The organism is Pseudomonas sp. NY15181 (assembly GCF_048068055.1).
Classification (GTDB): Bacteria; Pseudomonadota; Gammaproteobacteria; order Pseudomonadales; family Pseudomonadaceae; genus Pseudomonas.
On record NZ_JBLUPT010000001.1, the window covers coordinates 448,608 to 469,096 of the forward strand.

The 20,489-nt window shown below is 65.5% G+C and carries 18 protein-coding genes; 12 read left to right on the plus strand and 6 right to left on the minus strand.

Translation table 11 applies throughout. From position 1 onward, the window contains the following. The first annotated feature begins 19 nt into the window (after positions 1–19). Together ACNFBT_RS02105 and ACNFBT_RS02110 are read left to right on the plus strand one after the other, a co-directional pair. Positions 20–565, plus strand: a complete 546-nt coding sequence (locus tag ACNFBT_RS02105) for a DUF4256 domain-containing protein (protein ID WP_416746020.1) — start codon at positions 20–22, stop codon at positions 563–565. 570 nt (positions 566–1,135) lie between these two features. Beyond that, a complete protein-coding gene (locus tag ACNFBT_RS02110) occupies positions 1,136–1,801 on the plus strand; it encodes a hypothetical protein (protein WP_416746022.1) in 666 nt (221 codons plus the stop codon). Between the two features lie 55 nt (positions 1,802–1,856). Here ACNFBT_RS02110 and ACNFBT_RS02115 read toward each other — a convergent pair whose 3' ends face one another. From ACNFBT_RS02115 to ACNFBT_RS02125, 3 genes are all read right to left on the minus strand, one after another. Continuing rightward, positions 1,857–2,336: a Bro-N domain-containing protein gene (locus ACNFBT_RS02115; protein WP_416746024.1), complete on the minus strand. Its 480-nt coding sequence runs from the start codon at positions 2,334–2,336 to the stop codon at positions 1,857–1,859. 258 nt (positions 2,337–2,594) lie between these two features. Continuing rightward, positions 2,595–3,623, minus strand: coding sequence for a hypothetical protein (locus tag ACNFBT_RS02120; protein ID WP_416746026.1), 1,029 nt, complete (start codon positions 3,621–3,623; stop codon positions 2,595–2,597). Positions 3,624–3,775: 152 nt separating this feature from the next. Further along, on the minus strand, positions 3,776–4,681 hold the full coding sequence (locus tag ACNFBT_RS02125; protein ID WP_416746028.1) for a LysR family transcriptional regulator: 906 nt from the start codon (positions 4,679–4,681) through the stop codon (positions 3,776–3,778). Positions 4,682–4,804: 123 nt separating this feature from the next. Between ACNFBT_RS02125 and ACNFBT_RS02130 the strand changes: the two genes are divergently transcribed. From ACNFBT_RS02130 to ACNFBT_RS02140, 3 genes are all read left to right on the plus strand, one after another. After that, positions 4,805–6,469 carry a GMC family oxidoreductase gene (locus ACNFBT_RS02130; RefSeq protein ID WP_416746030.1) on the plus strand — a complete coding sequence of 555 codons (1,665 nt, stop codon included), beginning with the start codon at positions 4,805–4,807 and terminating at the stop codon, positions 6,467–6,469. A 113-nt stretch (positions 6,470–6,582) separates the two neighbouring features. Beyond that, positions 6,583–8,220: an MFS transporter gene (locus tag ACNFBT_RS02135; protein WP_416746032.1), complete on the plus strand. Its 1,638-nt coding sequence runs from the start codon at positions 6,583–6,585 to the stop codon at positions 8,218–8,220. 147 nt (positions 8,221–8,367) lie between these two features. After that, on the plus strand, positions 8,368–8,652 hold the full coding sequence (locus ACNFBT_RS02140; RefSeq protein WP_416746034.1) for a hypothetical protein: 285 nt from the start codon (positions 8,368–8,370) through the stop codon (positions 8,650–8,652). Positions 8,653–9,188: 536 nt separating this feature from the next. On the opposite strand, the gene ACNFBT_RS02145 is transcribed toward ACNFBT_RS02140, so the two are convergent. From ACNFBT_RS02145 to ACNFBT_RS02155, 3 genes are all read right to left on the minus strand, one after another. Beyond that, entirely contained in the window at positions 9,189–9,581 is a 393-nt protein-coding gene (locus ACNFBT_RS02145) for a hypothetical protein (RefSeq protein ID WP_416746036.1), read from the minus strand. 63 nt (positions 9,582–9,644) lie between these two features. Then, entirely contained in the window at positions 9,645–11,255 is a 1,611-nt protein-coding gene (locus ACNFBT_RS02150; protein ID WP_416746038.1) for a methyl-accepting chemotaxis protein, read from the minus strand. Positions 11,256–11,408: 153 nt separating this feature from the next. Then, a complete protein-coding gene (locus ACNFBT_RS02155) occupies positions 11,409–11,846 on the minus strand; it encodes a YqaA family protein (RefSeq protein WP_416746040.1) in 438 nt (145 codons plus the stop codon). A gap of 190 nt (positions 11,847–12,036) precedes the next feature. Here ACNFBT_RS02155 and ACNFBT_RS02160 point away from each other — a divergent pair, with 190 nt between their 5' ends. From ACNFBT_RS02160 to ACNFBT_RS02190, 7 genes are read left to right on the plus strand one after another with little or no spacing between them, the layout of a single operon-like run. Beyond that, positions 12,037–13,656, plus strand: coding sequence for a methyl-accepting chemotaxis protein (locus ACNFBT_RS02160; RefSeq protein WP_416746042.1), 1,620 nt, complete (start codon positions 12,037–12,039; stop codon positions 13,654–13,656). Continuing rightward, positions 13,631–14,140: a chemotaxis protein CheW gene (locus ACNFBT_RS02165; RefSeq protein ID WP_416746044.1), complete on the plus strand. Its 510-nt coding sequence runs from the start codon at positions 13,631–13,633 to the stop codon at positions 14,138–14,140. The genes ACNFBT_RS02160 and ACNFBT_RS02165 overlap by 26 nt, the downstream gene beginning before the upstream one ends. Then, positions 14,137–15,408, plus strand: coding sequence for a CheR family methyltransferase (locus ACNFBT_RS02170; RefSeq protein ID WP_416746046.1), 1,272 nt, complete (start codon positions 14,137–14,139; stop codon positions 15,406–15,408). Before ACNFBT_RS02165 ends, ACNFBT_RS02170 begins: the two co-directional genes overlap by 4 nt. Next, positions 15,401–16,087, plus strand: a complete 687-nt coding sequence (locus ACNFBT_RS02175) for a chemotaxis protein CheW (protein WP_416746048.1) — start codon at positions 15,401–15,403, stop codon at positions 16,085–16,087. The genes ACNFBT_RS02170 and ACNFBT_RS02175 overlap by 8 nt, the downstream gene beginning before the upstream one ends. Then, positions 16,084–18,360 carry a hybrid sensor histidine kinase/response regulator gene (locus ACNFBT_RS02180; protein WP_416746050.1) on the plus strand — a complete coding sequence of 759 codons (2,277 nt, stop codon included), beginning with the start codon at positions 16,084–16,086 and terminating at the stop codon, positions 18,358–18,360. The genes ACNFBT_RS02175 and ACNFBT_RS02180 overlap by 4 nt, the downstream gene beginning before the upstream one ends. After that, complete coding sequence (locus ACNFBT_RS02185; protein WP_416746052.1) at positions 18,360–19,367, plus strand: chemotaxis response regulator protein-glutamate methylesterase; 1,008 nt, start codon at positions 18,360–18,362, stop codon at positions 19,365–19,367. Before ACNFBT_RS02180 ends, ACNFBT_RS02185 begins: the two co-directional genes overlap by 1 nt. Before the next feature lie 8 nt (positions 19,368–19,375). Continuing rightward, positions 19,376–20,386, plus strand: coding sequence for a diguanylate cyclase domain-containing protein (locus tag ACNFBT_RS02190; protein ID WP_416746054.1), 1,011 nt, complete (start codon positions 19,376–19,378; stop codon positions 20,384–20,386). The last annotated feature ends 103 nt before the right edge of the window (positions 20,387–20,489 follow it).

The window sequence follows — 20,489 nt, forward strand, 5'->3', positions numbered from 1 at the left end:
GGATCGACTGGAGAACCCGATGAACGCCAAACAACGCACCGACCTGGTGAGCGTGCTGCAAGCACGTTTCGACAAGCACGCCAGCCGCCATCCCGGCATCGACTGGGCCCAGGTCCAGGCCCGGCTGGAGTCCAGCCCGGAGAAGCTGCGTTCGCTGCAGGAAATGGAAAACACCGGCGGCGAACCGGACGTGGTCGGCCAGGACGAGGCCAGCGGCGAATACCTCTTCGTCGACTGCTCCCCGGAAAGCCCCGCCGGCCGTCGCAGCCTCTGCTTCGACCGAGAGGCGCTGGACGCCCGGAAGGAAAACAAACCCACCGGCAGCGCCCTGGAACAGGCCGCGGCGATGGGCATCGAACTGCTCAGCGAGGCGCAATACCGCGAGCTGCAGACACTCGGCGAGTTCGACCTCAAGACCTCCAGCTGGGTGCAGACCCCGCCGGCCATTCGCAAGCTCGGTGGCTCGCTGTTCTGCGACCGCCGCTACGACACCGTGTTCGTCTACCACAACGGCGCACAGTCCTATTACGCCGCGCGCGGGTTCCGTGGTGTGTTGCGGGTCTGATGCGGATTGCTCGTCGTAGGGGCGAGCCGTGACGTTGCAATGCGCCACGAATGGCTGAGCCAGCGCGGCAGTAATCCCCGCGCGGGCTTCCTGTAGGAGCGGACAAGGTCCGCTTGTACGTTGTTTTCTGGGTCCCCGCGTTCGCGGGGAAGACGCGTGCGGAGTGCGGTGCATGACATCGTCACTCCCGCGAACGCGGGAGCCCAGAAGACAGTTGCTCCTACGAGATGCATCTGCGCTTGCGGCGGCCCTCACCCTAACCCTCTCCCAGGGGGAGAGGGGACCGTTTGGTGCAGGATAAGCCTTAGCGTCAGTCGGCTCGGACCGCCCCCTCTCCCTAAGGGAGAGGGCTGGGGTGAGGGGGATGCATCGGCACGGACTCCCCAGAAGAAGACAATTGCTCCCACGAAAGCTCGCCAGTGCACCCCTCAGAACGTTGGCATTTCGCCGACCCACGTGTATGCCATTTCCGTAGTTCGCAGCGGACTTTCTTATCCGCTGGGTCGCCTATGGAGACCGCAACTTCTGCCATGGCAGGGTGCGCCCTTTCTTGTCGTGGGAGGAGCGGAAATGGCGGCCAATTGGTGGGATTTACTCTTGACCGGGCTGGCGGGCGTTGCGGCCTTCGTCGGCGTGGCGGCTGCACTGGTGAGGGCCCTGATCATGCTGCGCAGGGCCTCCGATTTCGAACCGGGATACTTCGCCAGAGGGCGATTGAAGTCCCTTGCGGAGATGCGCGCCGACGCCGGAACGGAGGGTGAACTGGCGAATTACCTGGACGGCGAACTGGAGCTGGAGAAGTTCCGCGTGGTGTCCGGTGTACGCGCCAACCGAAAGCAGATGCTGGTGCTCATCAAGCTGTTCCGGGCCGGCCTCTGGGAGCCGGAAGAGGTTCGCGCGGCGGCCCGGTACCTGAAGATGTTGCCGCTCGGGCAATACCCCCGGATTCACTTCGAGCCGGTGGATGCCTGGGAAGCGTGGTGCGCATTGATCGTCAGCGTCGCACTCACGCTGAGCGGCGCACTCGTCTGGGCAGCGCTGATCGTGAAAATGCCGATCTATGGATTCCTCCTGGGCGCCGCCGGCTTCCTGCTGTCCGTCCTGGCCGCACGGTGGGTCGGCAAGGCCTACGAGGACATGCGCAGCGCCAAACGAATCCAGGCTTATCTCGACGACAACCCGCACATCCTGCACGTCGCCGGCGGCACTGCTCCCACCGTGAAAGCCGCCGCCTAACTCGCTGCCTCGGCGGCTGAAGCGCCCCGCAGCACTGGCTGCGGGGCGCCCGACCTCAACTCGGCGGCAACACCTGCGACAGCTCCGGCAACGGCACCCAGACCTGCCCCTGCCAATCCAGCACGCTCAACTGCTGGCGCTCCCAGCGCAGCAGCCGTCGCTGTGGCCGCTCATCCGGCGCCTGAGTCTCCGCCCGCAGGCTCGGCACCACGGTGTGGGTGATCCACTGGCGGATGCAGCGATTCTCCGGATGGTGGAAGTAGATCAGCGAGGCATACAGGCCCGACTCGCTGATCAGCTCCATTTCTTCGGCCAACCCGTGGTCGCCCTGGACCATCGAGCGGCACACCTGATCCGCATCGAGATTGCGCCCGACGCGGTCTTCCAGAAAGGCGTTCATCAGCTTGGCCAGATCGTGCACGACGAACCACGGTTGCCCTTCGATCAACAGGGCGCGCAGGCGGCGTTTGTGGCGGAAGAAGAGGGTGGGGAAAAGAGGCGAGGATGGCTGCCCTGAGGCAGTGAAAGCGTCCATGGACATAGTGATTTCCTGTGAGATTGTTCAAAGCACACCCTTTGTTCAGAAGGGGGTGGCCGGGTACTTGAACACCGCTCACAGACGGCCCGCAGATTTCCCCTTTCGGGTTTTGTATAGCTGCGCGCTACCCGGCCATAGCAAAGGCTATAGCCGCCTAGTGCGCATGCTTTCGGGCATGCGTCGTACCGCTGTGAGAGGGTGTGTTCAGCACCGGGGCGGAATTTAGTCGTTTACACCTTTGGCGTCAATTTGGGGTTATTCCATTCTTCCTTGAAAATCTCGGGAGAGCATTTGTGAGGCCGCGGAGGCTTCGTAAACCCCGACATCCTTTATTTGTCTCGCGATTTCGTATCCCTCTTCCCTGAATTTTGCCAGCATCGGAGCCAGTTCTGTTAGCCTGTCAGTGTTCAATACCATTCTTACCGCGGTGCCGCGGCATATATGAGGAAGATGGATGTGCTCTTTTCCATTCTCATCAAGTTTTATGCCATGATCGCCGGAGCAAATTAAAAAACTCCCTCCTAGTCGGCATATTCTGCTGATCATGTATAAGCCGAATCCCGAGTTGTGCCATGGGTTGTTTTTGTCTATCTTTTTTCCTTTGAAATTTTTACTCGAAATGGCGGGCATTAATGCTTGTTGAATTGCATCGCTATGACATGCAATCTCTATGTATGGATTGGCCTGAAGTGAACTTTTGAGCCCGATTCCGCTGTCGGTTATCGCAATCTCTACCTTGTTGTAATATGGCCAGTACTGAGCGCAGTAGTCAATTCGTTTAGATTCGCTATGCTCGTAAACATTGCGCATTATTTCGCGGATTGAGAACGTTAAGGCGTCTACCAGATTGCCATTTCTCTGCTGGGTAAGAATACTTGCCAGATGTGCAGAGCGTCGCTCAATAATTTCCTGCTCTACTTCCCATTCTTTTGAGGCTTCATCAACAATGGTTTGGATTCGGAGGATTGTATATGGGACAAAACGTTCGTTGCCGTCAACGCAGTTTGGCTCTCTCCCGTGTTTTAAACCAAAGGCGCGAAAGAAGGCCATGTTTGCCGCATATTCTTTCTCTTTGAATCCGCTGCACCTAACCTGAGTTTCACGGTTTCTACTTGTGAAGTCTCTAATAAATTTTGCAATGTATACCATCGAGAATGGCTCTATTCGACCCATGCCGGAAAAATCGATGACTATTTCTTTTTCATCATCGCTTTCATTGATTGCATTGCAGAAAGAAAATATAGAGTCAACTGTGCAGGCGGACGGGTATCTTATGGTTTTCACATGACTTCCATTCAAGGTGATTTATGTGAATATTATAAATAGTGATGGCTATATGCAATCATTATGTGTCCATGAGCGGCGCATTGAGCGCATAACGCCCCAAGCGTTATTCGCCATCCCATCGGAGGATAAAGCGTTCCGCTTTATGCGCCCTACGCGAGTACTCCGGTTTTCCCTTCCACCAGAATCCCTTGTTCCCGCCCACAGACTTCCACCAGGAAATCCCACACCAGTCGCAGGCGCACCGACCGGTGCAATTCCCGCCGAGTACACATCCAGTATTCGCGCTCGATGAATTCCTCCGGCAGCACCGGCACCAGCAGTGGGTCATTCAGGCCCATGTACTGCGGAAGGATGGCGATGCCGATCCCTGAATGGGCGGCCTGCTGCTGGGCGACCACGCTAGTGCTGCGGAACACCACCTGCGGGTGGCGGCAGAAACTGTGGTGGAACAGCAGTTCCTGGCTGAACAGCAGGTCGTCGACGTAGCCGATCCACGGATGCCGGCTCAGGTCCTCGCGGTCGCGCAGGGGCGGGGCGGAGGCGAGGTAGGCGGGGCTGGCGAACAGGCTCAGGCGGTAGCGGGTGAGGCGGCGGCTGATCACCAGGTCGGCGCTGGGGCGCTCCAGGGTGATGGCGATGTCCGCCTCGCGGTTGGTGATGCTGACGAAGCGCGGCACCGAGACCAGTTCCACTTCCAGCCCCGGGTAGCGGCGCATCAGTTCGCCCATGCGCGGGGCCAGGAACATGGTGCCCAGGCCCTCGGTGACGCCGATGCGGATCTGCCCCAGCGGCGAGATGGCCTGGCTCATTTCCTCCTGGGCGAGCAGGGCGGTGTTTTCCATGGCCTCGGCGTGCTTGAGCAGCGCCTGCCCCGCCGGGGTGAGCTGGTAGCCGCCGGTGTGCTGGGCGAAGAGCTGGGTGCCGAGGTCGCGCTCGATGTTCTCGATATGCCGCGCCACGGTGGCGTGGGTGGTGCCCAGGCGCTTGGCGGTGGTCAGCAGACGGCCGCTGCGGTGCAGCTCCAGGAAGTAGCGCAGGTCATTCCAGTCGAACATCTCGGCAGTCCTTGTTGTTAGAAAACGCACAGCAGGTGACTCGAAACGAGTGTTCTTTTATCACGAACGAACGACTAGGCTCGGTCCTCATACAAAAAGAACAAGCACGACGAGGGACTTTCCATGCCTCAGGCACTGGATGCTTATGACTACCTGATCGTCGGCGCGGGCCCCGCCGGTTGCTTGCTGGCCAATCGTCTGTCCGCCGACCCCGCCAACCGCGTGTTGCTGCTCGAAGCCGGCGGCCCGGACAACTACCCCTGGATTCACATCCCCGTCGGCTACCTCTACTGCATCGGCAACCCGCGCACCGACTGGTGTTTCGACACCGAGCAGGTGCCGGGCCTGAATGGCCGTTCCATCAAGTACCCCCGTGGCCGCACGCTCGGCGGCTGCTCCTCGATAAACGGCATGATCTACATGCGCGGCCAGGCGCTGGACTACGACGGCTGGGCCGCCGAGGGCAATCCCGGCTGGGGCTGGAACGACCTGCTGCCGCTGTTCATGAAGATGGAGGACCACTTCGCCGGTACCAGCGAACTGCATGGCTCCGGCGGCGAGTGGCGGGTGGAGAAGCAGCGGCTGTCCTGGGCGATCCTCGATGCCTTCCGCGAGGCGGCGGCGCAGTCGGGGATTCCGGCGGTGGAGGACTTCAATGGCGGCGACAACGAAGGCTGCGGCTACTTCCAAGTCAACCAGCGTTCCGGCGTGCGCTGGAATGCGTCGAAGGCCTTCCTGCGGCCCATTTCCAACCGCCCGAATCTCACTGTGCTGACCAACGTCGAGGCCCACCGAGTGCTGCTGGAAAACGGCCGCGCCACCGGGCTGGAAGTGAACTGGCAGGGTGCGCGCCGTGAGCTGCGGGCCAGGCGCGAAGTGATCCTCTGCGCGGGCGCGATCAACTCGCCGGTGCTGCTGCAACGCTCCGGCATCGGTCCGCGCGACCTGCTGGAGAAGCATGGTATCGGCGTGCGCCATGAGCTGTCCGGCGTCGGTGGCAATCTGCAGGACCACCTGCAACTGCGCCTGATCTACCGCATGAGCGGCGCACCTTCGCTGAACCAGATCGCCTCCACGCTGTGGGGCAAGATGGGCATGGGCCTGGAGTACCTGCTCAAGCGCAGCGGCCCGCTGTCCATGGCGCCCAGCCAGCTCGGCGCGTTCGCCAAGTCCGATCCGAACCAGCGCTCGGCCAACCTCGAATACCACGTGCAGCCGCTCTCGCTGGAGCGCTTCGGCGAGCCGCTACACAGCTTCCCGGCGTTCACCGCGTCGGTCTGCGATCTGCGCCCGTTGAGCCGGGGTTCTGTGGCGCTGCGCTCGCTGGACCCGCGCGACAAGCCGATCATCCAGCCCAATTACCTGAGCCACCCGGAAGACCTGCGCGTGGCCGCCGATGCCATCCGCCTGACCCGGCGCATCGCCGCCGCGCCTGCTCTGGCGCGCTTCAAGCCTGAGGAGTTCAAGCCCGGTCCGGACTACCGGACCGAAGAGGACCTGCACCGTGCCGCCGCCGAGATCGGCACCACCATCTTCCACCCGGCCGGCACCTGCCGCATGGGGCAGGGCGCCGGGGCCGTGGTGGACAGCCAGCTGCGCGTGCACGGCATTCCCGGCCTGCGCATTGCCGACGCCTCGATCATGCCCAGCCTGACCTCCGGCAACAGCTGTTCGCCGGTGCTGGTGATCGCCGAGAAGGCGGCGCAGATGATTTTGAGCGAACCCAGTCGCAACCCGGAGGTCATCCCTTCTATTGCGCAAGCGCAGCAGCAAGCTCCCGTGGCGTGACGGCGATCCCGTCGCCCATTTTTGGCGTGAAGTGAGTGGCATCGCGCGGCAGCGCCGCGGCAGTCGAGGCTGAAACAACAATAAGAGCCCCAGAAGGGGCAGGAGAGCCCGCAATGTCTGATCCAGCAGTGACGAGTGCGACACAGAGCAGGTCCTACGAGCGGCAGGTGCCGTCCCGCCGCGAAGAGCGCAAGGTGATTTTCGCCTCGTCGCTCGGCACGGTGTTCGAGTGGTACGACTTCTTCCTTTACGGCGCGCTGGCGGCGGTCATCAGCAAGCAGTTCTTCGCCGGGGTGAACGACACCACCGCCTTCATCTTCGCCCTGCTGGCCTTCGCCGCCGGCTTCCTGGTCCGGCCCTTCGGCGCGCTGGTGTTCGGCCGCCTGGGTGACATGATCGGGCGCAAGTACACCTTCCTCGCCACCATCCTGCTGATGGGCCTGTCGACCTTCGCCGTCGGCCTGCTGCCGTCCTACGCCACCATCGGCGTGGCCGCGCCGATCATCCTCATCGCGCTGCGCATGCTCCAGGGGCTGGCGCTGGGCGGCGAGTACGGCGGCGCGGCGATCTACGTGGCTGAGCACGCGCCGGCGAACAAGCGCGGCAGCTACACCAGCTGGATCCAGTCCACCGCCACCGGCGGCCTGCTGCTGTCGCTGCTGGTGATCCTCGCCTGCCGCCAGTTGACCGGTGATGAGTTCGAGACCTGGGGCTGGCGCCTGCCGTTCCTGCTGTCGATCGTGCTGCTGGGCATCTCCACCTGGATTCGCCTGTCGATGCAGGAGTCGCCGGCCTTCCTGAAGATGAAGGCCGAGGGCAAGACCAGCAAGTCGCCGCTCAAGGAGTCCTTCACCAACTGGAAGAACCTGCGCATCGTCCTCACCGCGCTGTTCAGCATCAACGCAGGGCAGGCGGTGACCTTCTATACCGCGCAGTTCTACGTACTGTTCTTCCTAACCCAGGTGCTGAAGGTGGACGGCGCCCTTGCCAACGAACTGCTGATCGTCGCCCTGGTGATCGGTGCGCCGTTCTTCGTGGTGGCCGGCTGGCTCTCCGACAAGATCGGCCGCAAGCCGGTGCTGCTGGCGGGCCTGGCGCTGGCGGCGGTGGGCTACTTCCCGCTATTCGGGGCGCTGACCCATTACGCCAACCCGCAGATCGACCAGGCCACGCGCACCGCGCCGATCACCGTGATGGCGGACCCGGCGACCTGCACCTTCCAGTTCGATCCGGTGGGCAAGGCCAAATTCGACAGCCCCTGTGACCAGGTGAAGACGCTGCTGGTGAAGAGCGGCGTGCCCTACAGCAGCGAGGCCGCGCCGGCCGGCAGCGGGGTGGTGGTGACGGTGGGCGAGAAGCGTATCGAAGGCTTCGATGCCGCCGCCCTGAGCGCCGCGGTGAAGGACGCGGGCTACCCGGCCAAGGCGGACTCGTCGATGGTCAACAAGGGCATGGTGATCACCATCCTGGTGGCACTGGTGCTGATTTCCTGTCTCTGCTACGGCCCGCTGGCGGCGCTGATGGTGGAGCTGTTCCCGACCCGCATCCGCTACACCTCGCTGTCGCTGCCGTACCACATCGGCAACGGTTGGTTCGGTGGCCTGCTGCCGACCCTGTCGTTCGCGCTGGTGGTGTACACCGGGGATATCTTCTACGGCCTGTGGTACCCGGTGCTGATCGCGGCGGTGAGCCTGGTCTGCGCGTTGCTGTTCCTGCGCGAGACGCGCCACAACGATATCCACGCTGACTGATCGAGGAGCAGTCACGAAGGGCGCCTGCGGGCGCCCTTCGTGTTCATTCGGCGCGATCCGGGCTCGCCTGGGCGGCGCTGCTGGAATACCCTTGCGCCATTGCCCGGTGCGCGTTGCTCCGGGGCCTTTTGCGGAGATCCAGCGAACATGAGTCAGGCATTCCTCACCGTTACCGTCAGCGCCGAGCACTGGGGGCGTGAAACCGAGGCGGTGGACAACGCGCGCGTGCCGGCCAGCTTGAGCGCTCCGGAGCCGGGCATCATCAAGCTGAGTTTCGACGGTCAGCTGGATGCGCCGGAGGAGCCCACCCATGTCTGCGTGACGCTGGACAATGGGTTGTCCTACTACGGTGAGATCCGGGATGGGGCGGCGAATGAGAAGGGTGGTTGGATCACCTTCGAGGGGGAGCTGATCGATCTGGAAGGGTTCTGAGACGCAGCTCTCGTAGGAGCGGACTCTGTCCGCGATGCTCTTCTGGGTTTGGTGTTTCTGCGCCGCTTCGGTGTGTGCTGAGAGATTTTGTTTCGCCCCCTCGGGCGACCCACTTTGGCAGACGACCCAAAGTGGGCAAAGGTCTTGCCCCTCCATCCGGTTTTTCGCTTAGGCGAAAAATTCCCTCGTTGAATTGAAGTTTCAGGGGCACGCTGCGAAGGGCCATCCCTGGCCCATCGCAGCTCTCGCGACATCCATGTCGCTCAACCCCAGAAACTCCAATTCAACGAGGCCTCCTGAAAGGGGCGGTCCGGAGTGCGCGGACGTTTCGCTGGAAGTCTTCTAAGAGCTTGAGCGGAGGGGACTCTTTCGTAGGAGCGGACCTTGTCCGCGAAATCCATTGCGGATGACGCGGTATCCCCAGGCGAATACCGGCGTCGTGCGCCCGCGATGCTCTACCGAATCGAGAGCGATAAAACGCGCCCAATAAAAAACCGGCCACGCGGGCCGGTTTTTTCATTGCCTGTGGATAACCCTCACTGCCGCGGGACCATCCCCTCGATGCGCTTGGCAAAGGCATTGGCCAGGTCGCCGTCAGCGAGCAGCAGCAGGTAGTCGTGGTCCGACTTGGCCGCCGGGGCGATGCGGTATTTCAGGGTGCCGGACGCCACTTGTCCAACCACCGGTACCGACAGCGTGCCGACGCATTCCAGCACGCCGCTGTCCGGGTCCTTCTCAATGATCGCCACGTCCTTCAGCTCGGCCTTGGTCAGTGCATCGGCCTGGCTGGACAGCGACCCGCTGAGGAAGATCTTCACCAACTGGTTCTTCACATCATCCGACCCGCAGACCTTGGCCTGGTTGCCGCCACCGCAGGCGCTCAGCAGCGCAGCGGCAGCCAGTACGGCCGACAATTTCAATACGTTCATCTATCCACCCCGTGGCGTTCCATGATGGCCATTGGATACGCCAGCGTAGGAAAAATTCCCTGGTTAGACCACAAATCGCGCCACCATGCCGTTCAGGTCCACCGCCAGGCGGGACAGCTCCTGGCTCGCCGCGCTGGTCTGGGTGGCGCCGGCGGAGGTCTGGGTGGCCAGGTCGCGGATCGCCAGCAGGTTGCGGTCTACCTCGCGGGCCACCTGGGCCTGCTCCTCGGTGGCGCTGGCGATCACCAGGTTGCGCTCGTTGATCTGCGACATGCGCTCCAGGATCACTTCCAGCGAGGCACTGGCCTCGCCGGTGCGGGCCACGGTGCGCTCGGCGTGGGCGCTGCTGCTGAGCAGGGCGGCGACGGTCTGGTCGCTGCCCGTCTGGATGGCCGACACCAGCTCCTCGATCTCGCGGGTGGAGCTCTGGGTGCGCTGCGCCAGCGAGCGGACTTCGTCGGCGACCACCGCGAAACCGCGCCCGGCTTCGCCGGCCCGCGCCGCTTCGATGGCGGCGTTGAGCGCCAGCAGGTTGGTCTGCTCGGCGACGCTGCGGATCACTTCCAGCACCTTACCGATGTCCTGGGCCTGGTTGGCCAGGGTCTCGGCCTGTTGCGAGGCGCTGCCCACCTCGCCGGCCAGGGCGCCGATGGAGGTGGAGGTTTCATACACCCGGCCTTGCCCGGAGCGGGCGGCCTCGATGGCATCGCGGGAGGCGGCGGAGGTCGAGGCGGCGTTGTTGGCCACTTCCTCGACGGCGCTGGTCATCTGGTTGACCGCCGTGGCGGCCATCTCGATCTGGTCGCTCTGCTGCTGCAGCGCGCGGCTGCTCTGTTCCATCACGCTGCTCATCTCTTCGGCGGCGGAAGCGAGCTGGCTGGCCGAGTTACTGATGCCACGGATGGTTTCGCGCAGTTGTCCCTGCATGTCGGCGAGCGCACTGAGCAGCTGTGCCGGCTCGTCACGGCCTTCGACGCTGAAGCGCTGGCTGAGGTCGCCACCGGCAATGGTCTGCGCCACCCGCACCGCCTGGCTGATCGGGGCGACGATGCTGCGGGTAAGCTGCCAGGCCAGCACCACAGTCAGCACGATGCTCACCAAAAGGATGCCGGCGACCACCAGGCGGCTGTTGCGGTACTGCTCGACGGCGCGCTCGGCAGCGGCGGCAGCGCCGTGGCGGTTGAATTCGATCAGCGCGGTCAGGCGCTGGTTGAGCTCCTTGCCCTGCTGGGCGATGTTGCCATTGAGCACCTGCAGCGCGCCGTCGCGGTCGTCGCGGCTGACCTTCTCCAGCAACTGGTCAACGTGCCCGAGGTAGGTATCCAGGGCGCGCGTCAGTTCGTCGGTGTGCTGTTGTTCTTCCGCGCTGAGGATCAGGCGGCTGTAGTCGCGCAGCACGTTTTCCTTGTCCCGCCGGGCATCGGCGATCAGGTCGAGGCTGCGCTGGCGGATGGCGGCGTCCTGGTTGACCAGCAGGCGCATCGATTCCAGGCGGATGCGGGCGATGTCGTTGGACAGCTGGGTCATGTGGTTGAGGCTCAGCAGCCAGTTGCTTTCGATTTCTTCCGAGGCGGCGCGCAGGGTGGAAAGCTTGAGCAGCGAGAATGCGCCGAGGAACACCAGCAACGCGCCCATGATGGCAAAGCCCAGCGAGGCGCGGCGACCGATACTCATGCTTCTGTACATAGCGAATTCCCTTTCTGTCGTTGGCTGTGTGTTCTGGCACAAAATAGTGGCGCAGTGACATTATTGACGCCTTTCCTTGGGGCGACGGCACAACAAGACGAACGGACAGAAAATGCTGAAAGCCTGCGCCAGACGGGCGTTTCAGCCCAGCGTCAGCCAGGCCAGCACGGCATAGCGGCCGACCTTGGCCAGGGTCACCAGCAGCAGGAAGCGCCACAGCGGCTCGCGCATCACGCCAGCGATCAGGGTCAGCGGATCACCGATCAGCGGCGCCCAGCTCAGCAGCAGTGACCAGCTGCCAAAGCGCCGGTAGCGCGTCTGGGCCTTCTCCAGCGCTTGCCGGCTGACCGGGAACCAGCGCTTCTCATGCCAGCGCTCGATGCCGCGTCCCAGCACCCAGTTGACCAGCGAACCGAGCACGTTGCCCAGGCTGGCGGCCAGCAGCAGCGACCAGAGCGGGTACTGCCCGCCAAGCAGCAGGCCGACCAGCACGGCTTCCGATTGCAGGGGCAGCAGGGTGGCGGCGCCGAAGGCCGAGAGGAACAGGCCGGCGTGGGCGGCGAGGGCGAGGGGCAGCATGGGTGGAATGGGGCGACCTTGCGGGGAGGAAAAATGTGCTGGAAATTTGGAATAAGGGAGTGAGCTTTATGCGTCTCCAGATACTATATGTCTTATCTTGCTGAGGAATTAGTAGGAATTTGCATTTGCGAGCCTAAGCTCTTTCGAGTGCACTTCCGTCGGCATGTCTCGATCATTTCTGGGGAACGCTGTGAAGAACTGGACTCTACGCCAACGCATCCTGGCCAGCTTTGCTGTCGTCATCACGATCATGCTGCTGATGGTGGTGATCTCCTATATCCGCCTGCTGGACGTCGAAGACAGTACGAAGCGGGTCAGCGACGACGCCATGCCGGGCACCTATGCCCTGACCACCGTACGCTCGGCCTGGACCGACAGCATCCTGATGGTGCACATGCTGGTCGGCCTGAACGAGGACAAGCCGCTCGACGCAACGGACCGCCAGGCATTCAACGCCAACCATGACGTGCTGTTCGACCGCATCGCCAAGTACGAAGTGACCATCCATGAGGCGCGCGACCGGCAGATGCTGGACCGCTTCAAGCAGCAGGCGCAGGTCTACGAAGAGCTGCTGACCCAGGTGCTGGACCAGTACACCAAGGACCGCGGCGCGGCGCGCCAGATGGTGGTGGAGAAGCTGGACCCGGCCTGGGAGAACGGCCGCCGGACGCTCAACGACCTGATTGACCTGAACAAGGAGATCGCCGACGCGGCGGCGGCCGATATCGTCGTCGAAGTGCACCGGGCCAAGCTCATCATGCTGGTGTCGATGCTACTGGCCCTGGTCGCGGCGGCGATCTGCGGATTCCTGCTGATGCGCGCCATCACCGAGCCGGTGCGCCAGGTCGTACGCGGGCTGGGCTCGATGGGCGGCGGCGACCTGACCACCCGCCTGGCGCTGGAGCGCAACGACGAGTTCGGCGTGATCGAGACCGGCTTCAACGGCATGGCCGAGGAACTCAAGGGCCTGGTGTCGCAGGCGCAGCGCTCGGCCATCCAGGTGACCACCTCGGTCACCGAGATCGCCGCCACCTCCAAGCAGCAGCAGGCCACCGCCACCGAGACCGCCGCCACCACCACCGAGATCGGCGCCACCTCGCGGGAAATCGCCGCCACCTCCCGCGACCTGGTGCGCACCATGACCGAGGTGTCCTCCGCCGCCGAACAGACTTCCACCCTGGCCGGCTCCGGCCAGCTGGGCCTGGCGCGCATGGAAGAGACCATGCACCACGTGATGGGCGCCGCCGAGCTGGTCAACGCGAAGCTGGCGATCCTCAACGAGCGCGCCGGCAACATCAACCAGGTGGTCACCACCATCGTCAAGGTCGCCGACCAGACCAACCTGCTCTCGCTCAACGCCGCCATCGAGGCGGAGAAGGCCGGCGAGTACGGCCGCGGGTTCGCCGTGGTGGCCACCGAAGTGCGCCGCCTGGCCGACCAGACCGCCGTGGCCACCTACGACATCGAGCAGATGGTGCGCGAGATCCAGTCCGCCGTGTCCGCCGGGGTGATGGGCATGGACAAGTTCTCCGAGGAAGTACGCCGCGGCATCGCCGAAGTCGGCCAGGTCGGCGAGCAGCTTTCGCAGATCATCCAGCAGGTGCAGGCGCTGGCGCCGCGCGTGCAGATGGTCAACGAAGGCATGCAGGCCCAGGCCACCGGTGCCGAGCAGATCAACCAGGCGCTGGTGCAACTGGGCGAGGCCACCGGGCAGACGGTGGAATCCCTGCGCCAGGCCAGCTTCGCCATCGATGAGTTGAACCTGGTAGCCAACGGACTGCGCAATGGCGTCTCCCGCTTCAAGGTCTGACGCGGCGGTGGCGGGCAGGCTCTACCTGCAGTTCCGCCTCGGCGCGGACCGCTATGCGCTGGACGTGCACGACGTCATCGAAGTGCTGCCGTTGCCGGCGCTCAAGCGCCTGCCCGAAGCACCGGCCTGGGTCGCTGGGCTGTATGCCCATCGCGGCGAGCTGCTGCCGGTGCTCGACCTCAACCAGCTCGCCTTCGGCCACAGCGCCCCCCGGCGTACCAGCACGCGGCTGGTGCTGGTGCGCTATCGCGTGGACGCGCAGGCTGTCGAGCAGCATCTGGGGCTGATCCTGGAGCAGGCCACCCACACCCTGCGTCGCGATCCGGCGGCGTTTCGCGACTATGAAATGGACAACGGCAACGCCCGTTACCTCGGTCCGGTGCTGGAGGACGAACAGGGGCTGTTACAGCGCGTGCGGGTCGACCAGTTGCTCACCGATGAGGCTCGCGAGCGTCTGCTGCGCGAGGCGGGGAGCGTGGCATGACCGATGCGCGCATCGCCCAGTTGCTCAAGGAGCGCATCGGCCTGGACGCCGAGTCCGTCGGCGATGCGGTGATCGGCCGCGCCATACGCCAGCGCAGCAGCAAGGTCGCCGGGGGCGATGTCGGGCTTTACTGGGAGCGCCTGCAGGCGTCCGCCGAAGAGGTACAGGCGCTGATCGAGGCGGTGATCGTTCCGGAGACCTGGTTCTTCCGCTATCCGGAGTCATTCGCCGCGCTGGCCCAGCTGGCCGGTCGCCGCGTCTGCGAACTGGCCGGAGCGCGTCCCCTGCGCCTGCTCAGCCTGCCGTGCTCGTCGGGCGAGGAGCCCTATTCGATGGTCATGGCGCTGCTCGATGCGGGGCTGGCACCTTCGGCTTTCCAGGTCGACGCGCTGGATGTCAGCCGCTTGGTGCTCGAACGCGCCGAGGAAGGCCGTTATGGCCGCAATTCCTTCCGTGGCGAGAATCTGGGTTTCCGTGACCGCCATTTCCGCGGCGAGGACGGTGACTTCCAGATCAGCGAGACGGTGCGGGCGAAGGTGCAGTTCCGGCTGGGCAACCTGCTGGCGCCCGCGCTGCTGGCCGACGAAGCACCCTATGACTATGTGTTCTGCCGCAACCTGCTGATCTACTTCGACCGCGTGACCCAGGAGCGGGTGGTGGATGTGCTGCGTCGCCTGGCGCGCGAGGACGGGGTGCTGTTCATCGGCCCCGCCGAGGCCAGCCTGCTGTCCCGCCAGGGGCTGCGGCCGCTGGGTGTGGCGCAGTCCTTCGCTTTCCCGCTGGACAGCCAGGCGCCGGCGGCACGTCCGGCCTTCGTTTCGCCGTCGCCCAGGCATGCCCCGCCTCCCCGCCATGCCCCTGCGCCAACCAAGCCCAGCGTCGCGCCGGTCCGCCCGCGCCACCCGAAGCCGAACGCCCCGCTGCCCGCGCCGGCCTCGGCCCCGCACGTCGTGCCGGCCAGCGCCGGCCTGGCGGACATCGCCCGGTTGGCCAATTCCGGCCAGACCGCCGAGGCGCGGCAGCGTTGCGAGGCGCTGCTCGCGCAGCAGGGCCCCAGCGCCGAAGCCTTCTACTGGCTGGGGCTGCTCAGCGACGCCCAGGGCCAGGGAGCTCAGGCGCAGGGCTACTACCGCAAGGCGCTGTACCTGCAACCCGATCATCAGGAAAGCCTCCTGCATCTGGCCGCGCTGCTCGCCGCCCAGGGCGACGCGGAGGGAGCCCGGCGCCTGCAGGAACGCGCCGCGCGAGGAGTGAAGCGCGATGCCTGAGCACGACTACGAATTGCAACTGGATGCCCGCGCCGAACCGGTGGACGACTGCTGGAACCGCATTGGCGTGCGCGGCGACAAGTCCTGCGCGCAGCTCGCCGAGCATATTCATTGCCGCAACTGCCAGGTCTATGCGGCGGCGGCCATTCGCCTGCTGGACCGCTATTCGCTGGGCGACGAGTCCGCCGTGCGTGCTCCGCAGGCCGATGAGGCGGCACCCGAGGTTGGCTGCGCCTACCTGATCTTCCGTCTCGGCGATGAATGGCTGGGGCTGCCGACCCGCGCCCTGGCTGAGGTCGCCTCCGAGTCGGCGGTGCACTCCCTGCCGCACCAGCGCTCCCCGGCGCTGCTGGGCGTGGCGAACGTGCGCGGCACGCTGGTGGCCTGCATCTCGTTGGGCGAACTGCTCGGCCTCGACCGGCGCGCCGTCGCCACCGAAGGCCGGCGGGTGGTGCCGCGCATGCTGATCCTGGCGGCGCCCAGCGGTCCGGTGCTGTCGCCGGTGGACGAGGTGGACGGCATTCACGCCCTGGACAGCGCCGCCGTGGTCGCCGCCTCCGGGCAGTCGCTGGCGGCCAATGACCGCTTCACCCATGGCGTGTTGCAGTGGAGCGGGCGCAGTGTCCGCCTGCTCGACCCCGAGGCGTTGCTCGAAGCCGCCACCCGGAGCCTCGCATGACGCCGGATCAGATGAAGGATGCCTCGATGCTGGAGCTGTTCCGCCTGGAGGCGGAGGCCCAGACGCAGGTACTCAACCAGGGCCTGCTGGCGCTGGAGCGCAACCCGACCCAAGCCGACCAGTTGGAAGCCTGCATGCGCGCGGCCCATTCGCTCAAGGGCGCGGCGCGGATCGTCGGGCTGGACGCCGGCGTGCAGGTCGCCCACGTGATGGAGGATTGCCTGGTAGGCGCCCAGGAAGGGCGCCTGGTGCTGGCGCCGGAGCACATCGATGCGCTGCTGGCCGGCACCGACATCCTGCTGCACATCGCCGACGCCCAAGCCGAGCGCGCCGAGCGGGCACAGGAGCAGGTCCCGGCCATGGTGGAACGCCTGCAGGCACTGGTGAGCGGGCAGACTCCGGTCCGCGCCGCGCCCCTCGTGCCGCCGCCGGCACCCCTGCCCGAGGAAGCGCCGCCGCCCGCGCCGCCGGCCGAGCCCGAGGTGACGGTCGAGCCGACGCCGCGTCGCCGCTCCAGCGACGGTGATGACGTTGGCGACCGCGTCCTGCGGGTCACCGCCGAGCGCCTCAACCAGTTGCTCGACTACTCCAGCAAGGCGTTGGTGGAATCCCAGCGCCTGAAGCCGCTGCTCGACTCGCTGCAGCGTCTGAAACGCGTGCAGGCCAGCGCCAGCCGCGTGCTCGATGGCGCCCGCGATGCTGTCGGCAGCGCCGGTTTCGACCCCGAGGCCCAGGCGTACCTGGCCGACGCGCGGCGGCTGGTCGGCGAGTGCCAGCAACTGCTCAGCGAGCAGATCGCCGAGCTCGACGAATTCAGCTTCAAGGCCGGCCAGCGCGCCCAGTCGCTCTACGACACCGCGCTGGCCTGCCGCATGCGGCCCTTCTCCGACGTGCTCAGCGGGCAGACCCGGATGGTCCGCGACCTCGGCCGCTCGCTGGGCAAGAGCGTGCGCCTGGACGTGCAGGGCGTTTCCACCCAGGTCGACCGTGAGGTGCTGGAAAAGCTCGAAGCGCCGCTCACCCACCTGCTGCGCAATGCCGTCGACCACGGCATCGAGTCCCCCGAGGTGCGCCGCCAGGCCGGCAAGCCGGAGGAGGGGGCCATCCAGCTGCTGGCCCGGCACCATGCCGGAATGCTGGTGCTGGAGCTGCAGGACGATGGCGCCGGCGTGGACCTCGAGCGTCTGCGCAACGCGATCGTCCGCCGCCAGCTGTCCACCGAGGAGACCGTGGCTCGGCTGACCGAGGACGAGCTGCTGACCTTCCTGTTCCTGCCCGGCTTCAGCATGCGCGAGCAGGTCACCGAGGTCTCCGGCCGTGGCGTAGGCCTGGACGCCGTGCAGCACATGGTGCGCCAGCTGCGCGGCGGCATCCGCATGGAGCAGGTGAGCGGGCAGGGCTCGCGGTTCCACCTGGAAGTGCCGCTGACCCTTTCGGTGGTGCGCAGCCTGGTGGTGACCATCGGCGGCGAGGCCTACGCCTTCCCGCTGGCGCACATCGAGCGTATGCGCCGCCTGGCGCCGGACGAGATCGTCCAGCTCGAAGGCCGCCAGCAGTTCTGGCACGAGGGCCGGCACCTCGGCCTGGTCTCGGCCAGCCAGCTGCTGCAACGCCCCGAAGGGAACACCGGCGACGACGAGATCGCCGTGGTGGTGATTCGCGAGCGCGACATGGCCTACGGCGTGGCGGTGGAGCGCTTCATCGGCGAGCGGACCCTGGTGGTGTTGCCGCTCGATCCGCGTCTGGGCAAGGTGCAGGATGTTTCCGCCGGCGCCCTGCTGGACGACGGCACGCCGGTTCTGATTCTCGACGTCGAGGACATGCTGCGCTCGGTGGAGAAGCTGCTGGCCACCGGCCGCCTGGAGCGCATCGACTCCAGCGGCCGCCTGAGTGGCGCGGCGCGCAAGCGCGTGCTGGTGGTGGACGACTCGCTCACCGTGCGCGAGCTGGAGCGCAAGCTGCTGCTCGGCCGCGGCTACGATGTCGCGGTGGCGGTGGATGGCATGGACGGCTGGAACGCGTTGCGTTCGGAGCATTTCGACCTGGTCATCACCGACATCGACATGCCGCGCATGGACGGTATCGAGCTGGTGACCCTGATCCGCCGCGACAGCCGCCTGCAGTCGCTGCCGGTGATGGTGGTGTCCTACAAGGACCGCGAAGAGGACCGGCGGCGTGGGCTCGACGCTGGCGCCGACTATTATCTGGCCAAGGCCAGCTTCCACGATGAGGCCCTGCTGGATGCGGTGGTCGACCTGATCGGAGGTGCATAGTGCGGATAGGGATTGTCAACGATATGCCCCTGGCAGTGGAGGCGATGCGCCGTGCGCTGGCCTTCGAGCCGGCGCACCGGGTGATCTGGGTCGCCGCCAACGGCGCGGAAGCCATCGAGATGTGCGCCGCGCAGAAACCCGATGTGGTGCTGATGGACCTGCTGATGCCGGTGATGGATGGCGTCGAGGCCACCCGCCGGATCATGGCCCAGAGCCCCTGCGCGATCATCGTGGTCACCGTCGATCTGGAACAGAACATGACCCGGGTGTTCGACGCGATGGGCCATGGCGCGGTGGACGCGGTGAACACGCCGGCCATGGGCACCGGCGATGCCCTGGAGGCGGCCCGCCCGCTGCTGCGCAAGCTGCAGAACCTGGCCTGGCTCAATGCCCCGCGAGATACCCGTCCGCCCACTGCCATCGAGCCGGTGCGCAAGGGCAGTGGCGCGCGCAAGCTGGTGGCCATCGGCTCTTCCGCCGGTGGACCGGCGGCGCTGGCCGAGCTGTTCAGCCGGTTGCCGGCGAGCTTTCCCGCCGCCGTCGTGGTCGTGCAGCACGTCGATGAGGTGTTCGCCGCCGGCATGGCCGAATGGCTCTCGACCCAGGCTAGCATCCCGGTGCGCCTGGCCCGCCAGGGCGAGCCGCCGCAGCCCGGTTGCGTGCTGCTGGCCGGCACCAACCACCATATCCGTCTGCTGGGCAACGGCGAGCTGGCCTACACCGCCGAGCCGAGCAGCCATATCTACCGTCCGTCCATCGACGTGTTCTTCGACAGCGTGGTGGAGAACTGGAGCGGCGATGCCGTGGGCGTGCTGCTCACCGGCATGGGCCGCGACGGCGCCGAAGGACTCAAGCACATGCGCGAGCGTGGCTTTTTCACCCTGGCCCAGGATCAGGGCAGCAGTGCCGTCTACGGCATGCCAAAGGCCGCAGCGGCGATCGGAGCCGCCGTGGAGATACGCGCGCTGGGCGACATCGCCCGCCGTCTCGCCGACGTCTGCGGCTAGGAGCTTTCATGAACCCGACACAGAGTAACTACCCCGTGACCACTCCAGGCGATTCCGCCGTGATGGTGCTGCTGGTCGACGACCAGCCGATGATCGGCGAGGCCGTGCGCCGCGCCCTGGCGGATGACCCCAGCATCGACTTCCATTTCTGCGCCGACCCGCAGCAGGCGATCGCCCTGGCGATCCAGATCAAGCCGACGGTGATTCTCCAGGACCTGGTGATGCCCGGCGCCGACGGTCTGGCGCTGGTGCGCGACTACCGGGCCAACGCGGCGACCCGCGACATCCCGATCATCGTCCTATCGACCAAGGAGGAGCCGTCGGTGAAGAGCGCGGCGTTCTCCGCCGGGGCCAACGACTATCTGGTCAAGCTGCCGGACGCCATCGAGCTGGTGGCGCGCATCCGCTACCACTCGCGCTCGTACCTGGCGTTGCTGCAACGCGACGAGGCTTACCGCGCGCTGCGCGAAAGCCAGCAGCAGCTGCTGGAAACCAACCTGGTGCTGCAGCGGCTGATGAACTCCGACGGCCTCACCGGGCTGTCCAACCGCCGCCATTTCGACGAATACCTGGAGATGGAATGGCGCCGCGCCCAGCGCGAGCAGACCCAGCTGTCGATCCTGTTGATCGACGTGGACCACTTCAAGCCCTACAACGACACCTTCGGCCATGTGCAGGGCGACGAGGCGTTGCGCCAGGTGGCGGGCGCGATCCGTGCCAGCTGCAGCCGTCCGTCGGACCTGCCGGCGCGCTACGGCGGCGAGGAGTTCGTCCTGGTGCTGCCGGGCACCTCGCCAGGCGGCGCGCGCCTGCTGGCGGAAAAGCTGCGGCGCTCGGTGGAGGACCTGGGGATAGCCCACGAACTGCCGCATCCCGGCGCGCCGCTGACCATCAGCATCGGCGTGGCCACGGTGACGCCGCAGGCCGGCCAGCCTTACCGGCAGTTGATCGAGATGGCCGACGAGGCGCTCTACAACGCCAAGCATGGCGGCCGCAACCAGGTGGGGATCGCGGGCTGAGCGAGGCTGGAGGGGCGTGGAAAGGACGGCGGTGCTTTGTCGTAAAGCCTGAAAGGCTTGCGAAAAATCACGTATACTTGCCGGCTTTTCTATGCCCTTTACC

Excerpts from the sequence above, each read along its gene's own strand:
- ACNFBT_RS02130 (WP_416746030.1), top strand. The coding sequence starts at position 4,805 with ATGCCTCAGGCACTGGATGCTTATGACTACCTGATCGTCGGCGCGGGC.
- ACNFBT_RS02180 (WP_416746050.1), top strand. The coding sequence starts at position 16,084 with ATGACGCCGGATCAGATGAAGGATGCCTCGATGCTGGAGCTGTTCCGC.
- ACNFBT_RS02140 (WP_416746034.1), top strand. The coding sequence starts at position 8,368 with ATGAGTCAGGCATTCCTCACCGTTACCGTCAGCGCCGAGCACTGGGGG.
- ACNFBT_RS02115 (WP_416746024.1), bottom strand. The coding sequence starts at position 2,336 with ATGGACGCTTTCACTGCCTCAGGGCAGCCATCCTCGCCTCTTTTCCCC.
- ACNFBT_RS02145 (WP_416746036.1), bottom strand. The coding sequence starts at position 9,581 with ATGAACGTATTGAAATTGTCGGCCGTACTGGCTGCCGCTGCGCTGCTG.
- ACNFBT_RS02170 (WP_416746046.1), top strand. The coding sequence starts at position 14,137 with ATGACCGATGCGCGCATCGCCCAGTTGCTCAAGGAGCGCATCGGCCTG.
- ACNFBT_RS02150 (WP_416746038.1), bottom strand. The coding sequence starts at position 11,255 with ATGAGTATCGGTCGCCGCGCCTCGCTGGGCTTTGCCATCATGGGCGCG.
- ACNFBT_RS02110 (WP_416746022.1), top strand. The coding sequence starts at position 1,136 with ATGGCGGCCAATTGGTGGGATTTACTCTTGACCGGGCTGGCGGGCGTT.
- ACNFBT_RS02125 (WP_416746028.1), bottom strand. The coding sequence starts at position 4,681 with ATGTTCGACTGGAATGACCTGCGCTACTTCCTGGAGCTGCACCGCAGC.
- ACNFBT_RS02135 (WP_416746032.1), top strand. The coding sequence starts at position 6,583 with ATGTCTGATCCAGCAGTGACGAGTGCGACACAGAGCAGGTCCTACGAG.
- ACNFBT_RS02175 (WP_416746048.1), top strand. The coding sequence starts at position 15,401 with ATGCCTGAGCACGACTACGAATTGCAACTGGATGCCCGCGCCGAACCG.
- ACNFBT_RS02165 (WP_416746044.1), top strand. The coding sequence starts at position 13,631 with ATGGCGTCTCCCGCTTCAAGGTCTGACGCGGCGGTGGCGGGCAGGCTC.
- ACNFBT_RS02190 (WP_416746054.1), top strand. The coding sequence starts at position 19,376 with ATGAACCCGACACAGAGTAACTACCCCGTGACCACTCCAGGCGATTCC.
- ACNFBT_RS02105 (WP_416746020.1), top strand. The coding sequence starts at position 20 with ATGAACGCCAAACAACGCACCGACCTGGTGAGCGTGCTGCAAGCACGT.
- ACNFBT_RS02155 (WP_416746040.1), bottom strand. The coding sequence starts at position 11,846 with ATGCTGCCCCTCGCCCTCGCCGCCCACGCCGGCCTGTTCCTCTCGGCC.